This is a genomic window from Streptomyces corallincola, from assembly GCF_019104725.1.
Taxonomy (GTDB): Bacteria; Actinomycetota; Actinomycetes; order Streptomycetales; family Streptomycetaceae; genus Streptomyces; species Streptomyces corallincola.
The window spans coordinates 1-9,689 of record NZ_JAHRXF010000081.1; the positions used below are offsets into that span (position 1 = coordinate 1).

Consider the following 9,689-nt stretch of genomic DNA (forward strand, 5'->3'; position numbering starts at 1 on the left):
TGATGGCCGGAGACGGGGTATCAACATATCTGGCGTTGACTTTTGGCACGCTGTTGAGTTCTCAAGGAACGGTCGCTTCCGTTGTACTCACCCTCTCGGGCTTTCCTCCGGGCTTCCCTTCGATCTTGCGTTTCCGACTCTATCAGATCGTTTTCCGATCCGATTTCCTCGGTGCTTTCCAGGTTTCCGCTTTCGCGTTTCCCTTTCCGGCGGTTCCGACTCTATCAGACCCTTTCGGCGTCCGATTCCCGGTCGGCGGGTTGTCCAGGGCTTTTCGGCTTTCGCCGTCCGGCCTTTCGACATTCACTACGTTAACCGATTCCCCCCGGCGACTCATAATCGAGTCTCTCGCGTTCGAATTCGGGCACGCGGGCGCGCCAGAAATCGACCCCGGCGAGGGGTTGTAGTTGTGTAGTGGGTGGCCGCTCCGGCTGCAGGCGATCGCCGTACCCGGTTCAGCGGCTCGGGATACATTACGCAGGTTTCAAACCTGCGTCAACTCGAACGGCGTCTGGGGACGTGCGCGCGGTACGGGCTCACGGTCGGGTCGTCGTCGGCCCAGTAACGCCAGGGATGCTCCTCCGCGTTGCCGCCCGCGCCCGAGACCCCCGTGCGCGGGCCGCTGCGTACCAGGCCGGAGGAGACAGGGGTGCCGGTCAGGACACGTAGGGGTGTCTCGCCGGGGGCGCAGGCGTCGGTGCCGTCCAGGGAGCGGTCCACCTCCAGCGCGGTCGCCAACCGGGCCGGGCCCTTGGCGAGTTCGGTGTCCTTACGGGCCGTGGGCCGCCGTTTGCGGGCCAGTTCCACGCCCTCGACGATCTCACCGGCCCTGAGCAGCACCGCGCACGCGCGTCCTTCGGGGCCGCAGACCAGGTTCATGCAGTGCCACATGCCGTAGGTGAAGTAGACGTACACATGGCCGGGGGGACCGAACATCACCGCGTTGCGGGCGGTGGGGCCCCGGTAGGCGTGCGATCCGGGGTCGTTCGGGCCGTCGTACGCCTCTACCTCTGTGATGCGCAGGACGATCGGACCGTCCGGGGTCGTCCGGAGCAGGAGGCGGCCGAGGAGGTCGGGGGCCACGTCCAGGACCGGACGGTCGAAGAAGGCGCGCGGCAGTGGCGTACGGTCCGGGGACGTGATCATGCCCTCCGAGGGTAGCCGAGCGCGATCGCGCGCGGGCGTGCGCGGGCGCTCGCCCTGAGCGGCGGAACCGGCGGGGGCGGGATCGCGTTGGTAGGGGTCGAGGGTCCAACGTAAAGGGAGAGTCATGGCGTTCAAGAAGCTGCTCGCGAGCCTCGGGGCCGGCGGGGCCTCGGTGGAGACGGTGCTGACCGAGGTCAACGTGGTGCCGGGCGGTGTGGTCCAGGGTGAGGTGCGCATCCAGGGCGGTTCGGTGAACCAGGACGTCGAGGGCCTGTCGGTGGGGCTTCAGGCCAAGGTCGAGGTCGAGAGCGGTGACGAGGAGTACAAGCAGAACATCGAGTTCACCAAGGTGCGGCTCGGCGGGGCCTTCGAGTTGCAGGCGGGGGCGGTGCACGCGGTGCCGTTCGGGCTGGAGATCCCCTGGGAGACGCCGGTCACCATGATCGACGGGCAGGCCCTGCGGGGCATGCACATCGGGGTGACCACGGAGCTGGCGATCGCGCGTGCGGTGGACTCCTCGGACCTTGATCCGATCAATGTGCATCCGCTGCCCGTGCAGCAGGCCATCCTGGACGCGTTCATCCGGCTCGGGTTCCGCTTCAAGAACGCGGACATGGAGCGCGGTCACATCCGGGGCACCCGGCAGCAGCTCCCCTTCTATCAGGAGATCGAGTTCTACCCGCCGTCGCAGTACCACGGGCTGAACCAGGTCGAGCTGAGCTTCGTGGCCGACGGGTACGGGATGGACGTCGTCCTGGAGATGGACAAGAAGGGCGGCCTGTTCAGCGAGGGTTCGGACACGTTCCGTTCCTTCCAGGTGGGCCTGGACGACTTCCACGGGACCGACTGGGCGGCGTATCTGAACCAGTGGCTGTCCGAGGTCGGCAGCCGCCGGAACTGGTTCTGACTGGCCCCGCGCGGAACACCGCCTAGGCTCGGAGTTCCACGGATGATCCAGATTGATCAGGAGGTATCCCGGTGACCGAGCTGAAGCGGCGTCCGCTGCCCCATGACTTCCACCCGCCCGTGCCGTCGTTCACGGTGACCAGTGACGACGTCACGGAGGGCGGGACGCTGGGTCCCGCCCAGGTGTACGCCGAGGGGAACACCTCGCCGCAGTTGCGGTGGGAGGGGTTCCCGGCGGAGACCAAGAGCTTCGCGGTGACCTGCTACGACCCGGACGCGCCGACCGGCAGCGGTTTCTGGCACTGGGTGCTGTTCGACATCCCGGTGTCCGTGACGGAGCTGCCGACGGGTGCGGGCGGCGGCAAGTTCGAGGGGCTGCCCGAGGGTGCGACTCATGTGCGCAACGACTACGGGACGCGGGACTTCGGCGGTGCGGCCCCGCCGCCCGGTGACGGCCCGCACCGCTATGTCTTCACGGTGTACGCGGTGGACGAGGAGAAGCTCGGTCCGGACGCGGACGCCTCCCCGGCCTTCGTGGGATTCAATCTGCGGTTCCACACGCTCGCGCGTGCCCAGCTGATCGGTGAGTTCGAGAACCCCGCCGAGAGCTGAGGACCGGGTTCGTCCGGATTTTTTCGGAGCCGGTCGTTCACGGAACGTTTGCCCGCCCCTGGTCTTGGAAGTGATCAGGGGCGGGCATTTTTATTGCGTTGTCCATCTCGGCGAGCCCGTCCAGAGTTGATCCGAGCCCGCCGGGGGGTGGGCCGGTGCACACGGGAGGTGGGCTGGATGCGGGACACGCTGGTGCTGAACGCGAGCTTCGAGCCGCTGTCAACGGTGACGCTGAACCGGGCCGTGGTCCTGGTGCTCCAGGACAAGGCCGTGGTCGAACAGGCCCACGCCGAGCTGCGCATGCGCGGCGCCGATGTGGACATCCCCGCGCCTCGGGTGATCCGGCTCTGCCGCTATGTGAGAGTGCCGTTCCGAAGACAAGCCGCGTGGTCGCGGCGGGGTGTGCTGGTGCGGGACCGCCACAGGTGCGCGTACTGCGGCAGGCGGGCGACCACGGTGGACCATGTGCTGCCGCGGGCGCAGGGCGGGCAGGACACCTGGCTGAACACGGTCGCCGCGTGTGCCGAGGACAATCACCGCAAGGCGGCGCGGACGCCGGAGGAGGCGGGGATGACGCTGCTGCACCGGCCCTTCGAGCCGACCCCCGCGGACGCGATGCTGCTGTCGCTGGGGCAGGAGCTGTCGGACTCCCCGGAGTGGCTGATCACCGACGCGGCCTGAGTGCCGCCGGGTGTGTGACGGAACCCCGCGTCCCCGGGGAGGGGCGCGGGGTTCCGTCGTAGGCGTGGGGCGGGGCCGGCGGGCCCGGGGCCGTCAGTCGATGGACGGCTTCTCGCGGCGCTCGCCGGGGCCCTGGGGCGGGACCGAGCCGCCCCGGCCGCCGCCTCCGCCACCGCCGCCGAAGTTGCCGAAGTTGCCCATCGCGCCGGAGAGGCCCTTGAGGGCGTCGCCGATCTCGCTGGGCACGATCCAGAGCTTGTTGGCGTCGCCCTCGGCGATCTTCGGCAGCATCTGGAGGTACTGGTAGCTGAGGAGCTTCTGGTCGGGGTCGCCCGCGTGGATGGCCTCGAAGACCGTACGGACGGCCTGGGCCTCGCCCTCGGCGCGCAGGGCCGCGGCCTTGGCCTCACCCTCGGCGCGCAGGATCTGGGACTGCTTCTCGCCCTCGGCGGTGAGGATCGCGGCCTGGCGGGTGCCCTCGGCGGTGAGGATCGCGGCGCGCTTGTCACGGTCGGCGCGCATCTGCTTCTCCATCGAGTCCTGGATGGAGGTGGGCGGTTCGATCGCTTTCAGCTCGACGCGGTTGACGCGGATGCCCCACTTGCCGGTGGCCTCGTCGAGGACGCCGCGCAGGGCCGCGTTGATCTCCTCGCGGGAGGTGAGGGTCCGCTCCAGGTCCATGCCGCCGATGATGTTGCGCAGCGTGGTGACGGTGAGCTGCTCGATCGCCTGGATGTAGCTGGCGACCTCGTAGGTGGCGGCGCGGGCGTCGGTCACCTGGTAATAGATGACCGTGTCGATGTTGACGACCAGGTTGTCCTGGGTGATCACCGGCTGGGGCGGGAACGGCACGACCTGTTCGCGCAGGTCGATGCGGTTGCGGATGGTGTCGATGAACGGGACCACGATGTTCAGGCCCGCGTTGAGGGTGCGTGTGTAGCGGCCGAAGCGCTCGACGATGGCGGCGCTGGCCTGTGGGATGACCTGGATGGTCTTGATCAGGGCGATGAAGACCAACACCACCAGAATGATCAGGACGATGATGACCGGTTCCATCGTGGTCCCCGTACCCCTCTCCGCCTCGTGCTTCGGCAGATCACGTCGTGTGGAAGATCTTGCTGGTCGAGTCTGTCAGACGGTGGCCCGACTCGGGGGCGCGACGGCTCAGATGACGATGGCGGTGGCTCCTTCGATGTCCACTACGTCCACTTCCTGGCCCACTTCGTAGGTTCGGCCGTTGTCGAGGGCGCGCGCGGACCAGACTTCTCCGGCGAGTTTGACGCGCCCGCCGGAGCCGTCCACGCGTTCGGTGACGACGGCCTGTCTGCCCTTCAACGCGTCGATCCCGGTGGCGAGTTCGGGGCGTCCGCGCAGGTGCCGGTTGGCCAGCGGGCGGACGACGGCGATGAGCGCCACGGAGACGACGACGAAGGTGAGCACCTGGATGACGGCGCCGAAGCCGAGGCCCGCGGCGACCGCGGCGGCGACGGCCCCCACCGCGAACATCCCGAACTCCGGCATCGCGGTGACCACAAGCGGGATTCCCAGCGCGGCGGCGCCGACGAGCCACCACACCCATGCGTCGATGTCGTTCACATGGTCATGTTAGGGCGGCGGCGGGTCGGCGGACAGGGCGCGAACGGGTCGGCGGACGGGCGGGGTGCCCGGGCAGCCACGTCAACACCCCGGCGCCGTACGGGATTTCGCCGCCGGGGCCGGGCGGTGCGGGTCAGGACAGGGGCAGGCCGTGCGCGGTCCAGCGGTCACCGACCTGCTCGACGACGAGCGGGAGGCCGAAGCAGCGGGAGAGGTTCCGGGAGGACAGCTCCAGCTCGATGGGACCGGCGGCGAGGACCTTGCCCTGACGGATCATCAGGACGTGGGTGAAGCCGGGGGCGATCTCCTCGACGTGGTGCGTGACCATGATCATCGAGGGGGCGATGGGGTCGCGGGCGAGTCGGCCGAGCCTTCGTACGAGGTCCTCGCGGCCACCGAGGTCGAGACCGGCTGCGGGCTCGTCCAGCAGCAGCAGTTCGGGGTCGGTCATCAGGGCGCGGGCGATCAGGGTGCGCTTGCGCTCGCCCTCGGAGAGGGTGCCGAAGCGGCGGTCGAGGTAGTCGCTCATGCCGAGGCGGTCGAGGAAGGCGCGGGCGCGCTGCTCGTCCACCGCCTCGTACTCCTCCTGCCACCCGGCGGTCATGCCGTAGGCGGCGGTGAGGACGGTCTGCAGGACGGTCTGCCGCTTGGGGAGCTTCTCGGCCATCGCCACTCCGGCGACGCCGATGCGGGGGCGGAGTTCGAAGACATCGACCTTGCCGAGGGTGTCGCCGAGGATGGTGGCGGTGCCCGTGGTGGGGAAGAGGTAGCTGGAGGCGACGTTGAGGAGGGTGGTCTTTCCGGCGCCGTTGGGGCCGAGGATGACCCAGCGCTCGCCCTCCTTCACCGACCAGGAGATCTGGTCCACCAGGGCCCGGCCCTCGCGGACCACGGATACGTCCTGAAGCTCCAGAACATCGCTCATGAGCGCGTTGTCTCCCCTTGCAGTGTGCCGGTCTCGCGGCTGTCTCGTACGCCTGTGGTTCGGTCCGCCGCGCCGCTGGGCGCAGCCCCTATGAAATCTACGCCACGCGTGCGGCGTCCCATTCCACAGGCCGGGTCCTTAGGGTGGGGGCATGCTCACGGAACCTCGCTCAGGGCGGCTCGCCGCCTGGGGAAACGCCCTCCTTGCCGGACTTGTCCCACCGGACGACGCGGTCGTCGCCATCGTCGGCGAGGACGCGGTGCACCGGGTGGAGGGGCTGCCGGGCGAACCGGTGCCGGTGGGGCTGTCGCTGGCGCTGGGGCGGCTGCGCGGGCTGGGGGCGACGGGGCTGCGGGTGGCGCTCCCGGCGCCGGGGCATCCGCTGGGGCTGAGCGGGCCGCCGGGGTTCAACGCGCGGGCGCTGGAGGCCGGGGAGGCCGTGGTGTGCGTGGGTGCCGCGCTGGGTCTGGTGCCACGGGTGCGGGAGGCCGGGCCGGCGGGCGACGTGCATGTGGAGGTGGTGTGGGACGTACTGCCGGTGCGGGAGGCGCCGCCCGCCGACGTGCCCTCGCTGGGCGAGGCGGAACGGGAGCTGGCGGAGGCGCTGCGCGAGGCGACCGAGGTGCTGTCCCGGCTGGACGTGGCCGGTTCGGGTCCGGTGGCGGAGGCGGCGATCGACGCGTACCGGGCGCGGGCCGAGCAGGGCCACGAGGTACTGGCGCCGGGCTATCCGCCGCGTGCGGTACGGGTGCTTGAGCTGGCCCGGCGGGTGGGGCTGCTGGTCTCCCTGGCCCACGGCAACGGGCACGGCGCGGCGGTGACGTCGGCGGAGATGCGGGCCCGGGCGGAGGCGCTGCGCCCGGTGGAGCGGACGGCGCGGCGGGCGCAGGTGGCGGCCTACAACGCGGCGGTGGAGGAGCGGGAGCGGGGCGTGCGGTAACGGGCGTCCGGTGAGGGGGAGCGTCGGCGGGGGCGGCGGTGGGGGCCGCTTCGCCGTCACGGGGCTCGTGGGCGGGGGTACGGGCTTCTCGGGCTCCGTACGGCTTCATGGCCCGCTCGTCTTACGCCTCGTGGGCGGGTCGGGGCTTCTCCCCCGGCCCGCCCATGACGTTGCGGGGCCGCTCAGTTGTTGGCGGCGGTGTTGCCGAAGGCCGGGTTGAGCAGGCCGACGACGTCCACGGAGAGGCCGGTGGCGTTGACGGGGACGTTGACCGGGACCTGGGCGGTGAGGCCGGAGACGACGCCCGGGGAGTGGGCGGCGGCACCCGCGGCGTCGGAGTCGGCCACGGCGGCACCGGCGGAGGCGCCCGCGGCGATACCGGCGACGGTGAGGGCGAGGGCGGTCTTCTTGGCGATGTTCATGGGACGGGTACCTCCTGCGTGTGCGGGTCCGGCCCGTCGGCCGGGTCGTGCGCTGATCAACGCGGGGGTACGGGGACGGTTGCGGGGTGGGCGGTGCGAGCGCCCGAACAGATCACTTGGATGACAAGCCGACACCGTGACAGGCCGACAGGCCCCCGGAGACTCCGGGGGCCTGTCCGCGCCGTGCGGGGCGCCTCAGTGGTGCTGCCTCAGTGCCGCTGCCTCAGTGGTTGAGGCCCAGGTTGCCGAAGGCCGGGTTCAGCAGGCCGATGACGCTGACGCTGTTGCCGACGGCGTTGACCGGCACGTGCACCGGGGCCTGGATCACGTTGCCGGAGACGACACCCGGAGAGTGCTTGGCCTCACCGCCCGCCCAGGCGCCGCCGCCGTTGGTGGCGGAGGCCATGCCCGCACCGGCCGCCACGAGACCGCCGGCCACCATCGTCACGGCCGCTGCCTTCTTCAGGTTCTTCACTGTCCAACCCCTCCTGGGTGTGTCCGCCCCGGCGGTGTCGCCGCGGCACGCACTGGAGAACGGCCTGGCGCCGGAGAGGATGCGCCATCCGGGTGACATTCCCACGACGGTATGAATCTCAGGCCGGTGCGGAACTTTTCGTACTGTCCGACGTGGGTCAGCCGGTGACGCCGTGGCGTACGGCCCACAGGGCGGCCTGGGTGCGGTCGGCGAGGTCGAGTTTCATCAGGATGTTGGAGACGTGCGTCTTGACGGTCTTCTCGGAGAGGACGAGGGCGCGGGCGATCTCCCGGTTGGAGCGGCCGTCGGCGATCAGGCCGAGCACCTCGCGTTCCCGTTCGGTGAGCGAGCCGCCCCTGCCCTGGCCGGTGCCCGCCACGTCCTGGGAGAGCAGGGCACCGGCCACCTCGGGCTGGAGCAGGATGTGCCCGGCGTGCACGGAGCGGATGGCTCCGGCGAGCGCGTCGGGATCGACGTCCTTGTAGACGTAACCGGCGGCGCCCGCGCGCAGGGCGGGGACGACCGTGCGCTGCTCGGTGAAGCTGGTGACGATCAGCACGCGGGCGGAGTTGTCCAGCTCACGGAGGCGGCGCAGGGCGTCCACGCCGTCCATGCCCGGCATCTTGATGTCCATGAGGACGACGTCGGGGCGCAGTTCCTCGGCGCGGGCGACGCCCTCGGCACCGTCGGCGGCCTCCCCGACGACCTCGATGTCGTCCTGTACTTCGAGGAAGGTGCGCAGGCCGCGTCGTACGACCTGGTGGTCGTCCACGAGCAGCACTCGGATCGGCTCAGCCACCGGGGACCTCCATTTCGATCGTGGTGCCCTCGCCGGGCGCCGAGCGCACGGTGAGGGTGCCGCCGGCGCCGCTCGCGCGGTCCCGCATGGAGACCAGGCCGAGGTGGCGTCCGGCGCGGCGGACGGACGCGGGGTCGAAGCCGGTGCCGTCGTCGGTGATCCGGAGTACGGCGCCGCCGCCGCGTCGGCACAGGGTGACGTCCACGTGTCCGGCGCAGGAGTGGCGCAGGGCGTTGTGCAGGGCTTCCTGGGCGACCCGGAGCAGGGCTTCTTCCTGGGCGGCGGGCAGGGCGCGGATGCCGTCGGCGGTGAAGGCGACCTTCGCGGTGTGGGCGCGGTCGAGCACGTGTGCCTGGTCGCGGAGGGTGGCGACGAGGCCGTCCTCGTCGAGGGCGGCGGGGCGGAGTTCGACGACGGCGGCGCGGAGTTCGTCGGCGGCCTCGGCGGCGAGGGCGGTGACGCGGTGCAGTTCGTTCCTGGCGCGGGCCGGGTCGCGGTCGATGAGCGAGGTGGCGGCCTGGGCGGTGAGGCGCAGGGAGAAGAGTTTCTGGCTGACGGCGTCGTGCAGTTCGTGGGCGAGGCGGGAGCGTTCCTCGGCGATGGTCAGCTCGCGGCTGCGTTCGTGGAGGCGGGCGTTGGTGAGGGCGATGGCGGCGTGCTGGGCGAGGATGCCGAGCAGTTCCTCGTCCTCGGCGGTGAAGCCGCAGGCCGGGTGGGGGCGCTGGGCGGCCGGGGCGGGGTCGGCGCAGTCGGCGGGGCCGCGCTTGTTGGCGAGGAAGAGGGCGCCGACGACCTCGTCGCCCGCGCGGATGGGCAGCCCGAGGAAGTCCGCGAGGTCGGGGTGGGCGTCGGGCCAGCCCTCGAAGCGGGGGTCCTCACGGACGTCGGCGAGGCGCTGGGGGCCGGACTCGTGGAGCATCGCGGCGAGGATGCCGTGCTGGCGGGGCAGGGGGCCGATGGCCCTCCACTGTTCCTCGCTCACGCCGTCCACGACGAACTGGGCGAAGCCGCCGTGGTCGTCGGGGACGCCGAGGGCGGCGTAGCGCGCGTCGAGCAGTTCGCGGGCGGAGGCGACGATCGTCTTCAGGACGTCGCGCACCTCCAGTTGCCTGCTCATGGCCAGCAGCGCGGAACTGACCGCGGCGAGGCCGGACCGGGGGCCGTGACTCATGTTCCTCACGGTACCG

At 70.9% G+C, this 9,689-nt stretch carries 13 protein-coding genes; 5 read left to right on the plus strand and 8 right to left on the minus strand.

All coding sequences use genetic code 11. The annotated features are described in order from the left end of the window. Positions 1 to 407 (plus strand): hypothetical protein (locus tag KUM39_RS27605; protein WP_217788511.1); only part of this gene is annotated, 407 nt, incomplete at its 5' end. Between the two features lie 88 nt (positions 408 to 495). Here the strand turns inward: KUM39_RS27605 and KUM39_RS27610 are convergent. Beyond that, positions 496 to 1,146 (minus strand): DNA-3-methyladenine glycosylase, encoded by a 651-nt coding sequence (locus KUM39_RS27610; protein ID WP_217788512.1) that lies wholly within the window; start codon positions 1,144 to 1,146, stop codon positions 496 to 498. 124 nt (positions 1,147 to 1,270) lie between these two features. On the opposite strand from KUM39_RS27610, the gene KUM39_RS27615 reads away from it, so the two are divergent. The 3 genes from KUM39_RS27615 (at position 1,271) to KUM39_RS27625 (ending at position 3,345) form a co-directional block, all read left to right on the plus strand. Then, the gene (locus tag KUM39_RS27615; RefSeq protein ID WP_217788513.1) at positions 1,271 to 2,053 is read left to right on the plus strand and encodes a sporulation protein; all 783 of its coding nucleotides are present in this window, start codon (positions 1,271 to 1,273) and stop codon (positions 2,051 to 2,053) included. Positions 2,054 to 2,124: 71 nt separating this feature from the next. After that, positions 2,125 to 2,664, plus strand: a complete 540-nt coding sequence (locus tag KUM39_RS27620; RefSeq protein ID WP_217788514.1) for a YbhB/YbcL family Raf kinase inhibitor-like protein — start codon at positions 2,125 to 2,127, stop codon at positions 2,662 to 2,664. A 177-nt stretch (positions 2,665 to 2,841) separates the two neighbouring features. After that, on the plus strand, positions 2,842 to 3,345 hold the full coding sequence (locus tag KUM39_RS27625; RefSeq protein WP_217788515.1) for an HNH endonuclease: 504 nt from the start codon (positions 2,842 to 2,844) through the stop codon (positions 3,343 to 3,345). 93 nt (positions 3,346 to 3,438) lie between these two features. On the opposite strand, the gene KUM39_RS27630 is transcribed toward KUM39_RS27625, so the two are convergent. From KUM39_RS27630 to KUM39_RS27640, 3 genes are all read right to left on the minus strand, one after another. Then, positions 3,439 to 4,401: an SPFH domain-containing protein gene (locus KUM39_RS27630; protein ID WP_217788516.1), complete on the minus strand. Its 963-nt coding sequence runs from the start codon at positions 4,399 to 4,401 to the stop codon at positions 3,439 to 3,441. A 108-nt stretch (positions 4,402 to 4,509) separates the two neighbouring features. After that, the gene (locus KUM39_RS27635; RefSeq protein WP_217788517.1) at positions 4,510 to 4,941 is read right to left on the minus strand and encodes an NfeD family protein; all 432 of its coding nucleotides are present in this window, start codon (positions 4,939 to 4,941) and stop codon (positions 4,510 to 4,512) included. A 133-nt stretch (positions 4,942 to 5,074) separates the two neighbouring features. Then, a complete protein-coding gene (locus KUM39_RS27640) occupies positions 5,075 to 5,866 on the minus strand; it encodes an ABC transporter ATP-binding protein (RefSeq protein WP_217788518.1) in 792 nt (263 codons plus the stop codon). A gap of 151 nt (positions 5,867 to 6,017) precedes the next feature. On the opposite strand from KUM39_RS27640, the gene KUM39_RS27645 reads away from it, so the two are divergent. After that, entirely contained in the window at positions 6,018 to 6,806 is a 789-nt protein-coding gene (locus KUM39_RS27645) for an Rv1486c family protein (protein ID WP_217788520.1), read from the plus strand. A 182-nt stretch (positions 6,807 to 6,988) separates the two neighbouring features. Here KUM39_RS27645 and KUM39_RS27650 read toward each other — a convergent pair whose 3' ends face one another. The 4 genes from KUM39_RS27650 to KUM39_RS27665 form a co-directional block, all read right to left on the minus strand. Next, positions 6,989 to 7,228, minus strand: a complete 240-nt coding sequence (locus tag KUM39_RS27650) for a chaplin (protein ID WP_217788521.1) — start codon at positions 7,226 to 7,228, stop codon at positions 6,989 to 6,991. Between the two features lie 223 nt (positions 7,229 to 7,451). Beyond that, entirely contained in the window at positions 7,452 to 7,703 is a 252-nt protein-coding gene (locus KUM39_RS27655; RefSeq protein WP_217788522.1) for a chaplin, read from the minus strand. 157 nt (positions 7,704 to 7,860) lie between these two features. Further along, positions 7,861 to 8,502 carry a response regulator gene (locus KUM39_RS27660; RefSeq protein WP_217788523.1) on the minus strand — a complete coding sequence of 214 codons (642 nt, stop codon included), beginning with the start codon at positions 8,500 to 8,502 and terminating at the stop codon, positions 7,861 to 7,863. Beyond that, the gene (locus tag KUM39_RS27665) at positions 8,495 to 9,673 is read right to left on the minus strand and encodes a GAF domain-containing sensor histidine kinase (RefSeq protein ID WP_217788524.1); all 1,179 of its coding nucleotides are present in this window, start codon (positions 9,671 to 9,673) and stop codon (positions 8,495 to 8,497) included. Before KUM39_RS27665 ends, KUM39_RS27660 begins: the two co-directional genes overlap by 8 nt. Between the last annotated feature and the right edge of the window lie 16 nt (positions 9,674 to 9,689).